The sequence below is a fragment of the Streptomyces sp. NPDC048734 genome (assembly GCF_043198675.1).
Taxonomy (GTDB): Bacteria; Actinomycetota; Actinomycetes; order Streptomycetales; family Streptomycetaceae; genus Streptomyces.
In genome coordinates this window covers 124003-144133 of sequence record NZ_JBICUZ010000011.1, presented here as the reverse complement: position 1 = coordinate 144133, position 20131 = coordinate 124003, and the positions used below count along the sequence as shown (strand labels likewise).

The 20131-nt window shown below is 70.0% G+C and carries 14 protein-coding genes; 8 read left to right on the top strand and 6 right to left on the bottom strand.

Going from position 1 to position 20131, the window contains the following annotated elements; translation table 11 throughout:
- Window positions 1–12: 12 nt before the first annotated feature.
- The 3 genes from glpK to ACGFQC_RS26730 all read right to left on the bottom strand — a co-directional run bounded on the left by glpK (window position 13) and on the right by ACGFQC_RS26730 (window position 3549).
- Window positions 13–1551: a glycerol kinase GlpK gene (glpK, locus tag ACGFQC_RS26740; protein ID WP_363089231.1), complete on the bottom strand. Its 1539-nt coding sequence runs from the start codon at window positions 1549–1551 to the stop codon at window positions 13–15.
- Window positions 1552–1629: 78 nt separating this feature from the next.
- The gene (locus ACGFQC_RS26735; RefSeq protein WP_363089230.1) at window positions 1630–2424 is read right to left on the bottom strand and encodes an MIP/aquaporin family protein; all 795 of its coding nucleotides are present in this window, start codon (window positions 2422–2424) and stop codon (window positions 1630–1632) included.
- A 360-nt stretch (window positions 2425–2784) separates the two neighbouring features.
- Complete coding sequence (locus ACGFQC_RS26730; RefSeq protein WP_363089229.1) at window positions 2785–3549, bottom strand: IclR family transcriptional regulator; 765 nt, start codon at window positions 3547–3549, stop codon at window positions 2785–2787.
- 329 nt (window positions 3550–3878) lie between these two features.
- On the opposite strand from ACGFQC_RS26730, the gene metH reads away from it, so the two are divergent.
- From metH to ACGFQC_RS26715, 3 genes are all read left to right on the top strand, one after another.
- Entirely contained in the window at window positions 3879–7400 is a 3522-nt protein-coding gene (gene metH / locus ACGFQC_RS26725) for a methionine synthase (protein WP_363089228.1), read from the top strand.
- A 126-nt stretch (window positions 7401–7526) separates the two neighbouring features.
- The gene (locus ACGFQC_RS26720; protein ID WP_363089227.1) at window positions 7527–8225 is read left to right on the top strand and encodes an HAD family phosphatase; all 699 of its coding nucleotides are present in this window, start codon (window positions 7527–7529) and stop codon (window positions 8223–8225) included.
- Window positions 8226–8692: 467 nt separating this feature from the next.
- Complete coding sequence (locus ACGFQC_RS26715; RefSeq protein ID WP_363089226.1) at window positions 8693–10300, top strand: ABC transporter substrate-binding protein; 1608 nt, start codon at window positions 8693–8695, stop codon at window positions 10298–10300.
- Window positions 10301–10581: 281 nt separating this feature from the next.
- On the opposite strand, the gene ACGFQC_RS26710 is transcribed toward ACGFQC_RS26715, so the two are convergent.
- Window positions 10582–11253, bottom strand: a complete 672-nt coding sequence (locus ACGFQC_RS26710; protein WP_363089225.1) for a response regulator transcription factor — start codon at window positions 11251–11253, stop codon at window positions 10582–10584.
- Window positions 11254–11327: 74 nt separating this feature from the next.
- On the bottom strand, window positions 11328–12305 hold the full coding sequence (locus tag ACGFQC_RS26705) for a RecB family exonuclease (RefSeq protein WP_363089224.1): 978 nt from the start codon (window positions 12303–12305) through the stop codon (window positions 11328–11330).
- 173 nt (window positions 12306–12478) lie between these two features.
- On the opposite strand from ACGFQC_RS26705, the gene ACGFQC_RS26700 reads away from it, so the two are divergent.
- The 3 genes from ACGFQC_RS26700 to ACGFQC_RS26690 all read left to right on the top strand — a co-directional run bounded on the left by ACGFQC_RS26700 (window position 12479) and on the right by ACGFQC_RS26690 (window position 15844).
- Window positions 12479–14095 carry a site-2 protease family protein gene (locus ACGFQC_RS26700; RefSeq protein WP_363089223.1) on the top strand — a complete coding sequence of 539 codons (1617 nt, stop codon included), beginning with the start codon at window positions 12479–12481 and terminating at the stop codon, window positions 14093–14095.
- Window positions 14096–14145: 50 nt separating this feature from the next.
- Window positions 14146–15045 carry a tRNA (adenine-N1)-methyltransferase gene (locus ACGFQC_RS26695; RefSeq protein WP_363089222.1) on the top strand — a complete coding sequence of 300 codons (900 nt, stop codon included), beginning with the start codon at window positions 14146–14148 and terminating at the stop codon, window positions 15043–15045.
- Window positions 15046–15265: 220 nt separating this feature from the next.
- Window positions 15266–15844: a hypothetical protein gene (locus ACGFQC_RS26690; protein WP_363089221.1), complete on the top strand. Its 579-nt coding sequence runs from the start codon at window positions 15266–15268 to the stop codon at window positions 15842–15844.
- Window positions 15845–15902: 58 nt separating this feature from the next.
- Here ACGFQC_RS26690 and ACGFQC_RS26685 read toward each other — a convergent pair whose 3' ends face one another.
- Entirely contained in the window at window positions 15903–16208 is a 306-nt protein-coding gene (locus ACGFQC_RS26685; protein ID WP_363089220.1) for a ferredoxin, read from the bottom strand.
- Between the two features lie 244 nt (window positions 16209–16452).
- On the opposite strand from ACGFQC_RS26685, the gene arc reads away from it, so the two are divergent.
- Together arc and dop are read left to right on the top strand one after the other, a co-directional pair.
- Window positions 16453–18219 (top strand): proteasome ATPase, encoded by a 1767-nt coding sequence (arc, locus tag ACGFQC_RS26680; RefSeq protein WP_363089219.1) that lies wholly within the window; start codon window positions 16453–16455, stop codon window positions 18217–18219.
- Between the two features lie 229 nt (window positions 18220–18448).
- Window positions 18449–19960: a depupylase/deamidase Dop gene (gene dop, locus ACGFQC_RS26675; protein ID WP_363089218.1), complete on the top strand. Its 1512-nt coding sequence runs from the start codon at window positions 18449–18451 to the stop codon at window positions 19958–19960.
- The last annotated feature ends 171 nt before the right edge of the window (window positions 19961–20131 follow it).

The following is a 20131-nucleotide window of genomic DNA, read 5'->3' as shown; positions in this document are numbered from 1 at the left end:
TCTTACTCCTCGTCAGTCTTCGTCGGCGATCCAGCCCATGGTCCGCTCGACGGCCTTGAGCCAGCTCTTGTACTCACGGTCGCGGGTGTCCGCGTCCATGCGGGGGGTCCACTCGGCGGCCCGCCGCCAGTTGGCGCGCAGGTCGTCGGTGCTGGTCCAGAAGCCGACGGCGAGGCCGGCGGCGTAGGCGGCGCCGAGGCAGGTCGTCTCGGCCACCATCGGACGCACGACCGGCGCGTCCAGGAAGTCCGAGAGGGTCTGCATCAGCAGGTTGTTGGAGGTCATGCCGCCGTCGACCTTGAGGGCCGCCAGCTCGACGCCGGAGTCCTTGGTCATGGCGTCGCTGATCTCACGGGTCTGCCAGGCGGTCGCCTCCAGGACGGCGCGCGCGAGGTGCGCCTTGGTGACGTACCGGGTGAGGCCGGCGATCACGCCGCGGGCGTCGGGGCGCCAGTAGGGGGCGAACAGGCCGGAGAAGGCCGGCACGAAGTACGCGCCGCCGTTGTCCTCGACCGACAGCGCGAGGGTCTCGATCTCGGCGGCGGTGGAGATCAGGCCCATCTGGTCGCGCATCCACTGCACCAGCGAACCGGTGACGGCGATGGAGCCTTCCAGGGCGTAGACCGGCTTGTCGTCGCCGATGCGGTAGCCGACGGTCGTCAGCAGGCCGGAGTACGAGTTGATGATCTTGTCACCGGTGTTCATCAGCATGAACGTGCCGGTGCCGTACGTCGACTTGGCCTCGCCCTCCGCGAAACAGGTCTGGCCGAAAAGGGCCGCCTGCTGGTCGCCGAGCGCGGAGGCGACCGGGATGCCGCCGAGCAGGTCGCCCAGCTTGCCGCCGGTGATCTCGCCGTAGACCTCGGCGGAGGAGCGGATCTCCGGGAGCATCGCCAGCGGAACGCCGATGGACTCGGCGATCTTCGGGTCCCACTCCAGGGTGTGCAGGTTCATCAGCATGGTGCGCGAGGCGTTGGTGACGTCGGTGACGTGCCGGCCGCCGTTGACGCCGCCGGTCAGGTTCCAGATGACCCAGCTGTCCATGGTGCCGAACAGGATGTCCCCGGCCTCGGCGCGCTCGCGCAGGCCCTCGACGTTGTCGAGCAGCCAGCGGGCCTTCGGGCCGGCGAAGTACGAGGCCAGCGGCAGGCCGGTCTCACGGCGGAAGCGGTCCTGGCCGACGTTGCGGCCGAGTTCGCGGCAGAGGGCGTCGGTACGGGTGTCCTGCCAGACGATGGCGTTGTGGACGGGCTCACCGGTGTTCTTGTCCCACAGCAGAGTGGTCTCGCGCTGGTTGGTGATGCCGATGGCCTTGATGTCGTCGCGGGTGATGCCGGCCTTCGCGATGGCGGAGGCGACGACCTCCTCGACGTTGGCCCAGATCTCGGTGGCGTCGTGCTCGACCCAGCCCGGCTTCGGGAAGATCTGCTCGTGCTCCTTCTGGTCGACGGAGACGATCCGGCCGTCGCGGTCGAAGACGATGCAGCGCGAGGAGGTGGTGCCCTGGTCGATCGCGGCGATGAACGGGCCGGCGGTGTGGGCGTCGGTCACAGTGTGCTCCAGGAGATTCCGTGGTTGAGGGGCGGTACGTACGGCGCGCGCTCGGGGTGCGGCGTGAAACTCATGTTCCTAAGCGAATGCGACGTTGTAGATACCCGCGGCGATCGCTCCGCCGATCAGCGGACCGACCACCGGGATCCAGGCGTAGCCCCAGTCGGAACCACCCTTGTTGGGCAGGGGCAGGAGGGCGTGCACGATGCGCGGACCGAGGTCACGGGCCGGGTTGATCGCGTAGCCGGTCGGGCCGCCGAGGGACAGGCCGATCGAGACGACCACGAGCGCGGTGATCAGCGCGCCCAGGGTGCCGAGGCCGTTGCCCTTGTCGTTCAGGCCCTGCGTGAGGACGGCGAGCACCAGTACGACGGTCCCGATGATCTCCGTGGCGAGGTTCTGCACCGCGTTGCGGATCTCCGGACCCGTGGAGAAGATGCCGAGCACCGGACCGGCACCCTTCTCCTGGGCCTCCACGGCCTTGGCCGTCGTGTCCTGCGCACCGGGACCGCCGACGATCTCGCGGTCGGTGAGGTGCGCCTGGAACTGGCCGTAGTAGGCGACCCACACCAGGGCCGCGCCGATGGCGGCGCCGAGCAGCTGACCGGCCCAGTAGACCGGGACGTTGCCCCAGTCGCCGTCCTTGATCGCGAGCGCCAGGGTCACGGCCGGGTTCAGGTGGGCACCCGACAGCGGCGCCGAGGTGTAGACCGCCGTGAGAACGGCGAAACCCCACCCGAAGGTGATGGCGAGCCAGCCGGCGTTTCGTGCCTTGGAGGCCTTCAGCGTGACGGCGGCGCAGACACCGCCACCCAGCAGGATGAGTATGGCGGTACCGATGGTCTCGCCGATGAAGATGTCGGAGCTGGACACCCGCGACTCCTTTGTCCTTCGTCCAGGGGACCGAACCCCGGGTCCCTCCGGGAGTTCGAACTGCCCTCGGGATGAGAGCGATGTCGGCCCTTGGCGTTGTCACACTCTAACGCGTATTGCCGGTAGGTGTTCGACAATGCCGACCGATGGACGGGAGTCTTGCTCCGGCGTCACGGGTGCGTCAAGGGTCCTGTTATCGAAAATGCGATCGTTATTGATCGTCGGCGCCTATCGGCCGGAGCGGCGGAACCTCGCCCACCTGAGCCGCGCGGGGCGCCCGTCCCGCCCTGAACGTCCCTCGCCGGGTACGACGACGGCCGGAACGCCGTCCCGACGTCCCGGTGTGCTCCCGCGCAGGTCTCAGAACCGCCCGGCGCCCAGGTCCCGCGACACGGCGCGGGCGCAGTCCCGTACGGCCGCGATCAGCTCGGGCCGCACCTCGCCGTCCCGGCACACGCGCTCCACGGCGCCGGTGATGCCGACCGCCCCCACCGGCATGCGCCGCCGGTCGTGGATGGGCGCGGCGATGGAGGCGACGCCCTCCCAGGTCTCCTCGACGTCCGCCGCGTAGCCCCGCGCGCGCGTGAGGTCGAGGAGCTGCTCGAAGCCCTCCGGCTCGCACACCGTGCGTTCGGTGAACGGCTTGCGGTCGGCCTCCACGGCCTCGCTGTGCGCGACCGGGTCGTACGCCGACAGCACCTTGCCCAGGGCGGTCGAGTGCAGCGGCTGCATGGCCCCGATCTCCAGGACCTGCCGGCTGTCGTCGGGCCGGAAGACGTGGTGCACGATCAGCACACCCTGCTGGTGCAGCACACCCAGATGCACGCTCTCGCCGCTGGAGCGGGCCAGGTCGTCCGTCCACACCAGGGCACGCGCGCGCAGCTCGTGCACGTCCAGGTAGGTGGTGCCCAGGCGCAGCAGCTCCGCGCCCAGCTGGTAGCGGCCGGAGGCGTCGTCCTGTTCGACGAAACCCTCGTGCTGGAGCGTGCGCAGGATGCCGTGGGCGGTGCCCTTGGCCAGGCCCAGGGCCGAGGCGATGTCCGACAGGCCCAGCCGCCGCTCACCGCCCGCGAGCAGTCGCAGCATCGCGGCCGCCCTTTCGAGCGACTGGATGTTCCGTGCCATCGCCGTTCCGCCTCCGTCCCCTTCGGCCGTCCACGCGCAGCCAGTACTGCCGTCGTTCGGCATTGTCGAACACTACCGGTCCATGCCGACCTCCCGCTAATGGTTCGGTCGCCATCCCGTCATCCCGTCGCACCACACGTCCCCCGCCGGCAACAGGGGGAGATCCCGGTCCGGCCCGTGGACGCCCTGACCATAAGCCCCCCGTCCCGGCTACCCTGGCCGCGAGCGCCCCGCACGGGAAGCTCCCGGACCGTCCCCGCGGGGACGGTCCGGGAGCCACCACGGGGCGCCGTGAAGCCGACAGCCGTCGCACCCGAGGGAGCCCTTACATGGCCTCTGTGCCGCCGACCCCTTCCGCCGACAGCCGGACCCGTGTGTCCGAGCTCCGCGAGGCCCTCGCCACCCGAGTGGTGGTGGCCGACGGAGCGATGGGCACGATGCTCCAGGCGCAGGACCCCACCCTTGAGGACTTCCAGAACCTCGAGGGCTGCAACGAGATCCTGAACGTCACCCGGCCCGACATCGTGCGCTCGGTGCACGAGGAGTACTTCGCCGCCGGCGTGGACTGCGTGGAGACGAACACCTTCGGCGCGAACTTCGCCGCCATGGCCGAGTACGACATCCCCGAACGGGTCCACGAACTGTCCGAGGCGGGCGCCCGCATCGCCCGCGAGACGGCGGACTCCTTCGCGGCACGCGACGGCCGGACCCGCTGGGTCCTCGGCTCGATCGGCCCCGGCACCAAGCTGCCCACCCTCGGGCACGTCGCCTACACCACCCTGCGCGACGCCTACCAGCAGAACGCCGAAGGCCTCCTCGCCGGCGGCGCCGACGCCCTGATCGTCGAGACCACCCAGGACCTGCTCCAGACCAAGGCCGCCGTGCTCGGCGCCCAGCGCGCCCGCCGCAACGCCGGACTGGACGTACCGCTCATCGTCTCCGTCACCGTGGAGACCACCGGCACCATGCTGCTCGGCTCCGAGATCGGCGCCGCCCTGACGGCCCTGGAACCGCTCGGCATCGACATGATCGGCATGAACTGCGCCACCGGCCCCGCCGAGATGAGCGAGCACCTGCGCTACCTGGCCCGCAACGCCCGCATCCCGCTCGCCTGCATGCCGAACGCGGGCCTGCCGGTGCTCGGCAAGGACGGCGCCAGCTATCCGCTCACGGCCCCCGAGCTGGCGGACGCACAGGAGAACTTCGTCCGCGACTACGGCCTCTCCCTGATCGGCGGCTGCTGCGGCACCACCCCCGAGCACCTGCGCCAGGTCGTCGAGCGCGTCCGCGGCCTCACCCCCGGCGAGCGCGACCCCCGCCCCGAGCCCGGCGCCGCCTCGCTCTACCAGAACGTCCCCTTCCGCCAGGACACCGCCTACCTGGCCATCGGCGAGCGCACCAACGCCAACGGGTCCAAGAAGTTCCGCGAGGCCATGCTGGAGGGCCGCTGGGACGACTGCGTGGAGATCGCCCGCGAACAGATCCGCGAAGGCGCCCACATGCTCGACCTGTGCGTCGACTACGTCGGCCGCGACGGCGTCGCCGACATGGAGGAACTCGCCGGCCGCTTCGCCACCGCCTCCACCCTGCCGATCGTCCTGGACTCCACCGAGGTCGAGGTCATCAGGGCCGGCCTGGAGAAGCTCGGCGGCCGCGCGGTCATCAACTCCGTCAACTACGAGGACGGCGACGGCCCCGAGTCCCGCTTCGCCAGGGTCACCCGGCTGGCCCAGGAGCACGGCGCCGCGCTGATCGCCCTCACCATCGACGAGGAGGGCCAGGCCCGCACCCCCGAGAAGAAGGTCGAGATCGCCGAACGGCTCATCGACGACCTCACCGGGAACTGGGGCATCCGCGAGGAGGACATCCTCATCGACACCCTGACCTTCACCATCTGCACCGGTCAGGAGGAGTCGCGCGGGGACGGCGTCGCCACCATCGAGGCGATCCGCGAGCTCAAGCGCCGCCACCCCGACGTCCAGACCACCCTGGGCCTGTCGAACATCTCCTTCGGCCTCAACCCGGCGGCCCGCGTCCTGCTCAACTCGGTCTTCCTCGACGAGTGCGTCAAGGCCGGCCTGGACTCGGCGATCGTGCACGCGTCCAAGATCCTCCCGATCGCCCGCTTCACCGAGGAGGAGGTCACCACCGCCCTCGACCTCATCCACGACCGCCGCAGGGAGGGCTACGACCCCCTCCAGAAGCTCATGGCCCTGTTCGAGGGCGCCACCACCAAGTCCCTCAAGGCGGGCCGCGCCGAGGAACTGGCCGCCCTGCCGCTGGACGAGCGCCTCAAGCGCCGCATCATCGACGGCGAACGCAACGGCCTGGAGGCGGACCTCGACGAGGCCCTCACGAGCCGCCCCGCCCTGGAGATCGTCAACGAGACCCTCCTGGACGGCATGAAGGTCGTCGGCGAGCTGTTCGGCTCCGGCCAGATGCAGCTGCCGTTCGTCCTGCAGTCGGCCGAGGTCATGAAGACCGCGGTCGCCCACCTCGAACCCCACATGGAGAAGGTCGAGGGCGAGGAGGGCAAGGGCACCATCGTGCTGGCCACCGTCCGCGGTGACGTCCACGACATCGGCAAGAACCTCGTCGACATCATCCTGTCCAACAACGGCTACACCGTCGTCAACCTCGGCATCAAGCAGCCGGTCTCCGCGATCCTCGAGGCCGCCGAGGAGCACCGCGCCGACGTCATCGGCATGTCCGGACTCCTGGTCAAGTCCACGGTGATCATGAAGGAGAACCTGCAGGAGCTCAACCAGCGCGGCCTGGCGGCGAACTACCCCGTCATCCTCGGCGGCGCCGCCCTGACCCGCTCCTACGTCGAGCAGGACCTGCACGAGGTCTACGAGGGCGAGGTCCGCTACGCACGCGACGCCTTCGAGGGCCTGCGCCTGATGGACGCCCTCATCGGCGTCAAGCGGGGTGTCCCCGGTGCCGCGCTGCCCGAGCTCAGGCAGCGCCGGGTCCGCGCGAGCGCCACCGCCGTCGAGGTCGACGAACGCCCGGAGGAGGGGCACGTCCGCTCCGACGTAGCCACCGACAACCCCGTCCCCGAGCCGCCGTTCTGGGGCACCCGCGTCATCAAGGGCATCCAGCTGAAGGAGTACGCCTCCTGGCTCGACGAGGGCGCCCTCTTCAAGGGCCAGTGGGGCCTCAAGCAGGCCCGCGCCGGTGACGGCCCGACGTACGAGGAACTCGTCGACACCGAGGGCCGGCCGCGGCTGCGCGGACTGCTGGACCGGCTCCAGACCGAGAACCTGCTCGAAGCCGCCGTCGTCTACGGCTACTTCCCCTGTGTGTCCAAGGACGACGACCTGATCATCCTGGACGAACAGGGCAACGAGCGGACCCGCTTCACCTTCCCCCGCCAGCGCCGCGGCCGCCGGCTGTGCCTGGCGGACTTCTTCCGCCCGGAGGAGTCGGGGGAGACCGACGTGGTCGGCCTCCAGGTCGTCACCGTCGGCTCCCGCATCGGCGAGGAGACCGCCAAGCTCTTCGAGTCGAACGCCTACCGCGACTACCTCGAGCTGCACGGCCTGTCCGTCCAGCTCGCGGAGGCCCTCGCCGAGTACTGGCACGCGCGCGTGCGGTCGGAGCTGGGATTCGCCGGTGAGGACCCGGCCGACGTCGAGGAGATGTTCGCCCTCAAGTACCGCGGCGCCCGCTTCTCCCTCGGCTACGGCGCCTGCCCCGACCTGGAGGACCGCGCCAAGATCGCCGAACTGCTGCGGCCCGAGCGGATCGGCGTCCACCTCTCCGAGGAGTTCCAGCTCCACCCCGAGCAGTCCACGGACGCCATCGTGATCCACCACCCGGAGGCGAAGTACTTCAACGCACGGTGAGGCGCCGGGCACCGTCCGGTGCATCTCGTTCTGCACATTGATCGGACAAGTCGTACACTGGTCGGTCCACTGCAGGCCGGTTCCCCCGGGGGAACCGGCCTGCTCGTCCCTCAAGGAGGTACGTGGATGACCAGCACGGTCCCCGCGATCGGAACCCGGACGGCCGAAGGCTCGGCCCTCGAGGCGGTGCTCCTCGACATGGACGGCACCCTGGTGGACACCGAGGGATTCTGGTGGGACGTCGAGGCCGAGGTCTTCGCCGGACTCGGCCACACCCTCGACGACTCCTGGCGCCACGTCGTGGTCGGCGGCCCCATGAGCCGCAGTGCCGGGTTCCTGATCGAGGCGACCGGCGCCGACATCACCCTCGCCGAACTCAGCGTCCTGCTCAACGAGGGCTTCGAGCGGCGCATCGGACGCGACCTGCCCCTGATGCCGGGAGCCGCCCGGCTGCTGGCCGAGCTGGCGGCGCACGAGGTCCCGACGGCCCTCGTCTCCGCCTCGCACCGGCGCATCATCGACCGCGTCCTGACCTCGCTGGGCTCCCAGTACTTCGCGCTGACGGTGGCCGGCGACGAGGTGTCGCGCACCAAGCCGCACCCCGACCCCTATCTGTTCGCCACCGCCGGCCTGGGCGTGGATCCCACCAGGTGCGCCGTCGTCGAGGACACCGCGACCGGGGTCGCGGCGGCGGAGGCGGCGGGTTGCCACGTCGTCGCCGTACCCTCCGTGACACCCATCGCCCCGGCCCGTCGACGGACCGTCGTCTCCTCGCTGGAACAGGTCGACCTGACATTCCTGCGCGGCCTCATGCCGCTCGAATGATCGCCGGGAAGATCAACCGTGAACCCCGATGACGGAAATGCGATAGCCGTTCACCCAGCGTGCACCGCCGATAGCAAGGGAATTCGACGCCCGCACGCGCGGTGAATTCATCCCGCCACGGACGGCCGAATTCCGCTACGTGCGACCGTTGCCGAATCTGTGAGCTTCGCCACGCCCAAGGGTCTCGACAGGGATGCGCGGGTGTGCAGTCCACCCCCGTGCGGGGGGTGTGGGCGTGTCCTTGTGTCCCGATTGGTGTGACGCTGCACGAATCATTCCGCTGTCGGGTTTTCGGTGCGTCCGCGCCCGGTTTCGCTCCGTGATGAGCTTTCAACTCCGGTGGCTGCGAACCCTCGTGCAGGTGCGGACTAATCTCGTCGCGAGAACATCGCCCCTACCCCCGTGATCCGCCGCGACACCCCTGCATGCCGGGTACACGGACCTGACAGCTCTGGAGAAACTCGAGCATGAACCGCAAGACTTTGGTGCTGCCGGCCGTGGCAGGTCTGCTCGCGCCCGTGCTCGCCGCCTGTGGCGGGTCCGACAGCGGCAGCGGCAGCGGCGACGCCATCGTCGTGGGTACCACCGACCGGTTCACCGCCACCAAGGACGCCCCGGCGCCCCTCGACCCGGCCTACTCCTACGACGTCGGCACCTGGAACATCCTGCGCCAGACCGTGCAGACCCTGATGATCCAGCCCAAGGGGGAGGGCGAACCCGTCCCCGAGGCCGCCGAGAGCTGTGGTTTCACCGACACCGGCAACGAGCGCTACGCCTGCAAGCTCCGCAAGGACCTGAAGTTCGCCAACGGCGACGCCGTCACCGCCGAGGACGTCAAGTTCTCCATCGACCGGGCCCGCGCCATCAAGGCCGACTCCGGCGTCTTCGCCCTGCTGTCGACCGTCGACACCGTCGAGGCGAAGGGTGACAACGAAGTCATCTTCCACCTCAACACCGCCGACGCCACCTTCCCGTTCAAGCTGTCGACCCCGGTCGCCGGCATCGTCAACCCCGACGACTACGACAAGGGCAAGCTGCGCGACGGCTTCGAGGTCGACGGCTCCGGCCCGTACACCCTCAAGGCCGAGACCGACGGCGACGAGATGACCCGCGCCGTCTTCACCAAGAACCCCGACTACAAGGGGGCCCTCGAGGTGAAGAACGACAAGGTCGAGATGGTCTCCTTCGCGGACGCCGAGGAGATGGGCACCGCCATCGACAAGGGCGACATCGACGTGATGACCCGCACCATGTCGCCCGAGCAGATCCAGAAGCTCTCCGACGCCTCCTCCGACAGCAGCGTCGACATCGTCGAACTGGCCGGCCTCGAGATCCGCTACCTCGCCTTCAACACCGCCGCCCCGACGGTGAAGGACAAGGCGGTCCGCCAGGCCATGGCCCAGATCATCAACCGCGGCGAGCTCGTCACCGACGTGTACGGCTCCCAGGCCGAGCCCCTCTACTCGCTGGTCCCGGCCTCCGTCACCGGCCACTCCAACTCGTTCTTCAACAAGTACGGCGACGCCAGTGTCAGCAAGGCCAAGACCCTGCTGTCCAAGGCCGACATCACCACCCCGGTGAAGCTGACGCTGCACTACACGACCGACCACTACGGCCCGGCCACGAAGAAGGAGTTCGAGCTGCTGAGGAAGCAGCTCAACGACAGCGGCCTGTTCGACGTCTCCATCGAGGGCGCCGCCTGGGACGCCTTCGTCCCGGCCGAGCGCAAGGGCGAGTACGACGTCTGGGGCATGGGCTGGTTCCCCGACTTCGCCGACGGCGACAGCTACATCGCGCCGTTCCTCGACAAGGACAACTTCCTCAAGTCGCCGTACCAGAACCGCGAGGTCATCGACAAGCTCATCCCCGAGTCCCGCCGCGAGGCCGACCGCCTGTCCGCCGGCAAGACGCTGACGGAGATTCAGGACATCGTCGCCGAGGACGTCCCGATCCTGCCGCTGTGGCAGGGCAAGCAGTACGTCGCCTCCCGCGACGACGTCACGGGCACCGCCTACGTGCTCAACTCCTCCGCCACCCTCCAGCTGTGGGAGCTGTCCCGCGGCGTCAGCGAGTGACGGAACCCTCGTTCCCGGGGCCGTCCACGACGGCCCCGGAAGCACCGGCACGGCGGTGGGGGAACCGCACGTGAACATGCGCGACCAGTGGCCGGTCCCGTCCGTCGCGGCGGGGCCGGCCTCCGTCCTGCCGAACGCCGCAGGACGGCCGTACCGCCGGTGGCGGTGACGCCCCGGCCGCAGGCCCGCACGAACGCGGAGGGCGCCCCTTGTCAGGAAGGGGCGCCCTCCGTGCCGTCCGGGGACGGGACCGGCGCCACTGCGCTCCGGACTACCGCCAGCTACTGCGCTCCGGGACGCACCAGACCGCTCTCGTAGGCGTACACCGCGGCCTGCACCCGGTCGCGCAGACCCAGCTTGGTCAGCACATGCCCGACGTGCGTCTTCACGGTCGTCTCACTGACGAACAGGTCCGCGGCGATCTCCGCGTTCGACAGACCCCGCGCCACCAGCTTGAGCACCTCGACCTCGCGGTCGGTGAGCGTGTGCAGCGTGTCCGGCACCGGTTCGTCGCCCGAGGGCAGATGCGCGGCGTACTTGTCCAGCAGCCGCCGGGTGATGCTCGGCGCGAGCATCGCCTCGCCGCCCGCCACCACCCGGATCGCCTGCACCAGCTCGTTGGCGGGCGCGTCCTTGAGCAGGAACCCGCTCGCCCCGGCGCGCAGCGCCTCCACCACGTACTCGTCGAGGTCGAAGGTCGTCAGCACCAGCACCTTCGCCGGCCCGTCCCGGCCCGGCCCGGTGATCTGCCGCGTCGCCTCCACCCCGTCCATGCGGGGCATACGGATGTCCATCAGAACCACATCGGGCTGCAGAGCCCGCACCTGGTCGAGGGCCTGGAGGCCGTCGCCGGCCTCACCGACCACCGCGATGTCCTGCTCCGCCTCCAGAATCATCCGGAAGCCGGTACGCAGCAGCGGCTGGTCGTCGACCAGTAGGACGCGGATGGCCACGTAAGTCTCCTTCGGTAGTCCGGCCCCATTCTGCCCTGCGCGACAACGCCGGACCCGGCCGCCCTCACCGACGCCTACGCCGAAACGGTCCCCCCGCCCGCGGCCGGAGGAGCCCCGGCCGGCCGCACCGGCAGCGGATACGGCGGGGGAGTGCCGCCGAACTCCGGGCAGTGCGCCTGGTGGTCGCACCACCCGCACAGCTTCGTCGGACGCGGCCGCCACTCGCCCGTCTCCGTCGCGAGCCGGATCGCCTCCCACAGCGCGAGCAGCTTGCGCTCGACCCGCTCCAGATCGGCGCGCACCGGGTCGTACGTCAGCACGTCACCGCTGCCCAGGTACACCAGCTGGAGCCGCCGGGGGATCACGTTCTTCAGCCGCCACACCACCAGCGCGTAGAACTTCATCTGGAACAGCGCGCCCTCGGCGTACTCGGGCCGGGGCGCCTTGCCCGTCTTGTAGTCGACGATCCGCACCTCGCCGGTGGGGGCCACGTCGACCCGGTCGATGATCCCGCGCAGCTTCAGCCCCGACTCCAGCTCGGTCTCCACGAACAGTTCCCGCTCGGCGGGCTCCAGCCGTGTCGGGTCCTCCAGCGTGAACCACCGCTCGACCAGCCGCTCGGCCTCGGCCAGCCAGCCGGCCAGCCGCTCGCCCTCGGGATCGTCGGCGAACAGCTCCACGACCTCCGGCCGGGACTCGCGCAGCCGCTCCCACTGACCGGGGACCAGCGACCTGGCCCGCGGGGCGGTCCGCTCCGCGGCCGGCGCGTCGAACAGACGCTCCAGCACCGCGTGCACCAGCGTGCCCCTGGTGGCCGCCGCGCTCGGCTTCTCCGGCAGCCGGTCGATCACCCGGAACCGGTACAGCAGCGGACACTGCATGAAGTCCCCGGCACGCGACGGCGACAGCGAGGCGGGCGCCGCCGGGACGACGGCCCTCCCGCCGGCGGCCCGCACCGCCGCCACGTCCGTCTCCCCGGCCGCCACCCCCGGCGGGCTCCCCACACCGTCCCCGTCGCCGGACCGGGCGACACCCTCGCTGCTGCTCTCCATGCCACAGACCTTACGGCCCGCCACCGACAGTGACCCCACACCGCCGACGGCAGGGGCGACAGCCGTGAAAACACAGGGGTGCCGGAGCCGAACGCGTCCCGACGGACGCATACCATCGGTCCCAGACCCTCCCGCCCGGCAGGAGCGGGAGTCGCAACCAACGAGGGGACACCGTGGTGGAAAGCGGCGGGAGCGGGCGGCCGCGGCCGGGCAGCGAAGAGTCGGCCGGGCACCACGTGACACCTGCGCCCCCGGTGGCCTCCGAGGAGACCACCGCCGAGGCCGACGGCACCCCCACGGAGCGGCAGGCCGCTCCTGCGAAAGAGACGGCGGACGAGACGCCCCGGCAGGAGCGGTGGGACCGCGGGGGCCAGGGGGGCCAGGAAGGCCAGGCGGCGCGGGAGACCGGGCGTGCCGGGACGGACCGGCAGACGACGGAGCCGGCCACGACGGAGCCGGCCGGAAAGCCCGGGGCGCAACCAGACAGCGCCCCGGACCCGACGGCCCGCCGGACCCCGGCCGTCCCCGACGTCCACGACGTCCACGACCTCCACCCGGACCGCCCCCACGCCCACAGCACCCCCGCCCTCGGTGAAGCCCCCACCCCCGCCAAGGGCCGCCGCCCCCCGCGCCCCTCGGAGTCCCGCGGCGGCCTGCTGATGGGACGCCCCTTCGGCGTCCCCGTCTACGTGGCGCCCAGCTGGTTCCTGGTCGCCGCACTGATCACCTGGGTGTTCGGCGGCCAGCTCGACCGCGTGCTGCCCGAGCTGGGCGCCGCCCGCTACCTCGTCGCGCTCTTCTTCGCGGTCGCCTTCTACGCCTCCGTCCTCGTCCACGAGCTGGCGCACACCATCGCCGCCCTCCGCTTCAAGCTCCCGGTCCGCCGCATCCAGCTCCAGTTCTTCGGCGGCGTCTCCGAGATCGAGAAGGAGGCCGAGACCCCCGGCCGGGAGTTCGTGCTGGCCTTCGTCGGCCCCCTGCTCTCCCTGCTGCTCGCCGGCCTCTTCTACCTCGCCATGCAGACCGTGGAGCCCGGCACCGTCCCCGGTGTCCTGCTGGCCGGGCTGATGGTCTCCAACCTCATCGTGGCGATCTTCAACCTCCTGCCGGGACTCCCGCTCGACGGCGGCCGCATGCTCCGCGCCGTCGTCTGGAAGATCACCGGCAAGCCCATGACCGGCACCGTCGCCGCCGCCTGGGTCGGCCGCGCCCTTGCCGTCTCCGTCCTCATCGGCCTTCCGCTCCTCACCCAGTCCGGGGCGCTCGGCTCCCAGGCCGAGGACAGCGTCGGCATGGACACCGTCCTGGACGCCCTGCTCGCGGCCATCCTCGCCGCGATCATCTGGACCGGCGCCGGCAACAGCCTGCGCATGGCCCGCCTGCGCGAGCACCTCCCCGAACTGCGCGCCCGCAACCTCACCCGCCGCGCGGTCCCGGTCGAGACGGACACCCCGCTCTCCGAGGCACTGCGCCGGGCCAACGACGCCGGCGCCCGCGCCCTGGTCGTCGTCGACGCCCACGGCGAACCCCTCTCCCTGGTCCGCGAGGCCGCCATCGTCGGCGTACCCGAACACCGCCGCCCCTGGGTCGCGGTCAGCGGCCTAGCCCAGGACCTCACCGAAGGCATGCGGGTCTCCGCCGAACTCGCCGGCGAGGACCTCCTGGACGCCCTGCGCGCCACCCCCGCCACCGAATACCTGGTGGTCGAGGAGACCGGCGAGATCTACGGCGTCCTCTCCGCGGCCGACGTGGAGCGCGCCTTCGTGAAGGCCATGGCCAGGCCCTCCTAGCGGCGGCCCCGGTGGTCGGCGACCCCCGCAGATCCCGGTAGGCTGTTCACATGTCCGAACCGACCGGTGCCGCCCGCAGGCGCGGGCCCTTCAAGGTCGGGGACCAGGTTCAGCTGACCGACCCCAAGGGCCGCCACTACACGTTCACGCTCGAGGCCGGGAAGAATTTCCACACCCACAAGGGTTCCTTCCCGCACGACGAACTGATCGGTGCTCCCGAGGGCAGCGTCGTCCGCACCACCGGGAACGTCGCCTACCTCGCGCTGCGCCCCCTGCTCCCCGACTACGTCCTGTCCATGCCCCGCGGCGCCGCCGTGGTCTACCCCAAGGACGCGGGGCAGATCCTCGCCTTCGCCGACATCTTCCCCGGCGCGCGCGTCGTGGAGGCCGGCGTCGGCTCCGGCTCACTCAGCAGTTTCCTGCTGCGCGCCATCGGCGACCAGGGCATGCTGCACAGCTACGAGCGCCGCGAGGACTTCGCGGAGATCGCCCGGCAGAACGTGGAGCGCTACTTCGGCGGCCCGCACCCCGCCTGGCAGCTCACCGTCGGAGACCTCCAGGACAACCTGAGCGACACCGACGTGGACCGCGTCATCCTCGACATGCTCGCCCCCTGGGAGTGCCTGGAGGCCGTCTCCAAGGCACTCGTCCCCGGCGGCATCCTGTGCTGCTACGTCGCGACCACCACCCAGCTCGCCCGGACCGTCGAGTCCATCCGCGAGATCGGCTCCTTCAACGAGCCCACCTCCTGGGAGACGATGATCCGCAACTGGCACGTCGAGGGCCTGGCCGTCCGCCCCGACCACCGCATGATCGGCCACACCGGCTTCCTCCTCACCGCCCGCCGCCTGGCCGACGGCGTCGAGCCGCCGATGCGCCGCCGCCGCCCCGCCAAGGGTGCCTACGGCGAGGACTACACCGGCCCCAACGCCGACGGAGGCACCCGCTAGCCACCCGGGGCGACCGAACGCCGCACCAACGAACCGACGCCGTGGCCCAGTTCCCGCGAACCTGCGGAACTGGGCCACGGCATCGTCGGTTTGGCGCCGCCCCAGGGCACCGCCCGGTATCGCCGACCCCCCTGTTCCCCGCACTGTGACGTGTGGCACGATGCAGGCCCCCCAACGGCACAGCCCCCTACCGGCACAGCCCTCACAGGAGACGCTCCTCGTGCAGCAATCCGCCGTCCCGGAACTGGCACACACTCACACCCGGCCGATCCACTGGATCGCGACGGCCACCGCCGTCGCCGGCGTCGTGGCCCTGTCCTCGGTGTTCCAGCCCGGCCCCGCGACCGCCGCCCAGGCGAGCGCCCCCGGCGCGACCCCCGCGCCCGTCACCGCGGCCGCCCCGGCCACCACGGGCGTCGACTTCCCCATCGAGTGCGGCCCGGTGAAGGCACTGGTGATGAAGAAAGCCTCCGGGGACCTGGACGGCGACGGCAGGCCGGAAACAGTCGCCGTGGTCCACTGCGACGCCCCCATGGGCACCCCGCCCGACGGCGTCTACGTCCTCACCCAGGCCACCGGCGCCACGAACCCCCGGGTCGTCGCCACACTCGTCGACCCCAAGGAACGCCGCACCGTCACCGCCCTGTCCGTCGACGACGGCGCCGTCCTCGCCGACTACCTCGGCTATTCCTCGGCCGACGTGCCCAGTTGCTGCCCGGACGTCGAGGAGAGCGCCAAGTGGCGGTGGCAGGACCACGCGTTCGTCCGCTCCACCCCCGCCGCCACCCACAGCGTCTGAACCAGGCCACCGACCGCTGTGGGAAACCAGACAGCCGTCACAGCCGGTACCCGACCGCTCACCCGGCGTCCGGGCCGTAGACCTCGACCCCGTCCGCGACCCTCCGCACATGGATGCAGTCGCCCGGACACTCCCGCGCCGAGTCCACCACGTCCGTCAACAGCGGCAGCGGAACCGGCGCCGTGGCGCCCTTGTCCTGCAGAAGCTCGTCATCAGGGCTCTTGACGTACGCCAGACCGTCGATGTCCAGCTCGAACACCTCCGGCGCGTACTGCGCGCAGATGCCGTCACCGGTACAGAGATCCTGGTCGATCCAGACCTCCAGCGCCTCGCCACCGACACCGGCTTCCTGCTGTACGCCCATAACTCCTGCCGATTGTTTGCCGAGCCGTACGGGAACGATGAGGGCTCTGACGGGTGTTGAACACTTCGACCCTACCTCCGGCAGCTTTCCAATCATGTTCGGTGGGTATTCCCCTGGCGTGAGGGAGAGCGCAAGGGTGAAGATCGGACACACCCCGACAGTCTTTGTGATCTAGGGGTTTCAATCGACACCCACCCAGGTAGGGTCTGGAAGCGTCCAGCTCCCCTTGGAGGAGGTGAGGACCGTGGCAGCCCACGACGACGACATGAACCGCGGCATCCGCCCGGGACGAGGGTCCGACGACCCCGCCGGGCAGATTGCCTACCTTGAGCAGGAGATCGCCGTCCTGCGACGCAAGCTCGCCGACTCTCCGCGACACACGAGGATTCTCGAAGAGCGGATCGTCGAGCTGCAGACCAACCTGGCCGGCGTGTCCGCCCAGAACGAACGACTGGCCAACACACTCCGTGAGGCCCGCGACCAGATCGTGGCCCTCAAGGAAGAAGTCGACCGGCTCGCACAGCCGCCCGCCGGCTTCGGTGTCTTCCTCCAGGCGAACGAGGACGGCACCGCCGACATCTTCACCGGGGGCCGCAAGCTCCGGGTGAACGTCAGCCCCGGCGTCGAGCTCGAGGAGCTCCGGCGCGGCCAGGAACTGATGCTCAACGAAGCACTCAACGTGGTCGAGGCCATGGAGTACGAGAGCGTCGGCGACATCGTCACCCTCAAGGAGATCCTCGAGGACGGCCAGCGCGCCCTGGTGGTCGGACACACCGACGAAGAGCGGGTGGTCAGGCTCGCCGAGCCCCTGCTCGACGTCGTCATCCGGCCCGGCGACGCCCTGCTCCTCGAACCCCGCTCCGGGTACGTCTACGAGGTCGTCCCCAAGAGCGAGGTCGAAGAACTCGTCCTCGAAGAGGTACCGGACATCGGGTACGAGCAGATCGGCGGTCTCGGCGGCCAGATCGAGGCCATCCGCGACGCGGTCGAGCTGCCCTACCTCTACCCGGACCTGTTCCGGGAGCACGAGCTGCGGCCCCCCAAGGGCGTCCTGCTCTACGGCCCCCCCGGATGCGGCAAGACACTCATCGCCAAGGCCGTCGCCAACTCGCTGGCCAAGAAGGTCGCCGAGGTCACCGGCCAGGCCGCCGGCAAGAGCTTCTTCCTCAACATCAAGGGTCCCGAGCTGCTCAACAAGTACGTCGGCGAGACCGAGCGGCAGATCCGCCTGGTCTTCCAGCGCGCTCGTGAGAAGGCCAGCGAGGGCACCCCCGTCATCGTCTTCTTCGACGAGATGGAGTCCCTCTTCCGCACCCGCGGCTCCGGTGTCAGCTCGGACGTGGAGAACACCATCGTCCCGCAGCTGCTCGCCGAGATCGACGGCGTGGAAGGCCTCCAGAACGTGGTCGTCATCGGTGCCTCCAACCGCGAGGACATGATCGACCCGGCCATCCTGCGCCCCGGCCGGCTCGACGTGAAGATCAAGATCGAACGTCCGGACGCCGAAGCGGCCAAGGACATCTTCGGCAAGTACCTCACCGAACGCCTCCCGCTCCACTCGGACGACCTCGGCGAGCACGCCGGCGACCGCACCACCACCGTCGAAAGCATGATCCAGACGGCGGTGGAACACATGTACGCCGAATCCGAGGAGAACCGCTTCCTGGAAGTCACCTACGCCAACGGCGACAAGGAAGTCCTCTACTTCAAGGACTTCAACTCCGGCGCCATGATCGAGAACATCGTGGGCCGGGCCAAGAAAATGGCGATCAAGGACTTCCTGGAGAAGAACCAGAAGGGCCTCCGCGTCTCCCACCTCCTCCAGGCCTGCGTGGACGAGTTCAAGGAGAACGAGGACCTCCCCAACACCACCAACCCCGACGACTGGGCCCGCATCTCCGGAAAGAAGGGCGAGCGGATCGTCTACATCCGCACCCTGATCACCGGAAAGCAGGGCTCCGACACCGGACGCTCCATCGACACGGTGGCGAACACCGGGCAGTACCTGTAGAACCAGGGCGGCTGCGGGTGCCCTTTCCGGGTACCCGCAGCCGACTGCTTTTCGGGCCACGGCTGGAGCAGGCAATGACGCAAATGATCTCCCCACCGGCACAGAGGCGTTCTAGGCTCATCCGTACCGCCGGGCGCAGTGCGGGGACGGGCACCGCACACGCACCGGAGCACCCGCGGTACTTGAGCGGCGCCCACGACCGAGGGAGCCGCCGGGCAAGGAGGGCCGCATGACCGTACGGCGAGTAATGGGCATCGAGACGGAGTACGGGATCTCCGTCCCCGGTCACCCGAACGCCAATGCCATGCTCACCTCGTCCCAGATCGTCAACGCCTACGCGGCGGCGATGCACCGGGCCCGCCGGGCCCGCTGGGACTTCGAGGAGGAGAACCCGCTGCGGGACGCCCGAGGCTTCGACCTCGCCCGCGAGGCCGCCGACTCCACCCAGCTCACCGACGAGGACATCGGCCTCGCCAACGTGATCCTCACCAACGGCGCCCGCCTCTACGTCGACCACGCCCACCCCGAGTACAGCTCGCCCGAGGTCACCAACCCGCGCGACGCCGTCCTGTGGGACAAGGCAGGCGAACGGATCATGGCCGAGGCCGCCGAACGGGCCGCGGCACTGCCGGGCGCCCAGCCGATCCACCTCTACAAGAACAACACCGACAACAAGGGCGCCTCCTACGGCACGCACGAGAACTACCTGATGAAACGGGAAACCGCCTTCTCGGACATCGTGCGCCACCTCACGCCCTTCTTCGTCTCCCGCCAGGTCTTCGCCGGGGCCGGCCGCGTGGGCATCGGTCAGGACGGACACGAACACGGCTTCCAGCTCAGCCAGCGCGCGGACTACTTCGAGGTCGAGGTCGGCCTCGAGACCACACTCAAGCGCCCCATCATCAACACCCGCGACGAACCGCACGCCGACGCCGAGAAGTACCGCCGCCTCCACGTGATCATCGGGGACGCCAACCTCTCGGAGATCTCCACCTACCTCAAACTCGGCACCACGGCCCTGGTGCTGTCGATGATCGAGGACGGCTTCATCGCCGTCGACCTGGCGGTGGACCAGCCCGTCCGCACCCTCCACCAGGTCTCCCACGACCCCACCCTCAAGCGCCTGGTCACCCTGCGCAGCGGCCGCACACTCACCGCGGTCCAGCTGCAGATGGAGTACTTCGAGCTGTCGCGCAAGTACGTGGAGGAGCGTTACGGAGCGGACGCCGACGACCAGACCAAGGACGTCCTGGCGCGCTGGGAGGACACCCTCACGCGCCTGGAGAACGACCCCATGAGCCTGGCCGGCGAACTGGACTGGGTGGCCAAGCGCGAACTGATGGAGGGCTACCGGCGCCGCGACGGCCTCGACTGGGACGCCGCCCGCCTCCACCTGGTCGACCTCCAGTACGCCGACGTACGGGCCGAGAAGGGCCTCTACAACCGCCTGGTGGCCCGCGGACGCGTCAAGCGGCTCCTGGACGAGGCGGAGGTCCAGCGGGCCGTGGGCAAGCCCCCGGAGGACACCCGCGCCTACTTCCGCGGCCGCTGCCTGGAGCAGTACGCCGACGACGTGGCGGCGGCCTCCTGGGACTCGGTCATCTTCGACCTGCCGGGCCGCGACAGCCTCCAACGGGTTCCAACCATGGAACCGCTTCGCGGAACGCGAAATCACGTCAAGGCGCTCCTGGACCGCTGCCGCACGGCGGAAGACCTGGTCAGGGTCTTGTCCGGGCACTGAACGGGTACTCGGCCGGACCTCGGCGCGGGGGTGGAAACCCCCGCGCCAGGGAATCATCGAGATGGCCCCCGCACGTTGTCGCAACTGCGGGGCCGATGTCGGACCCGGCTTGTAGGGTCTGATCATCACCGATCGGCAGGAATGCCGACCTGTCGACCATGTCGGGCGAAC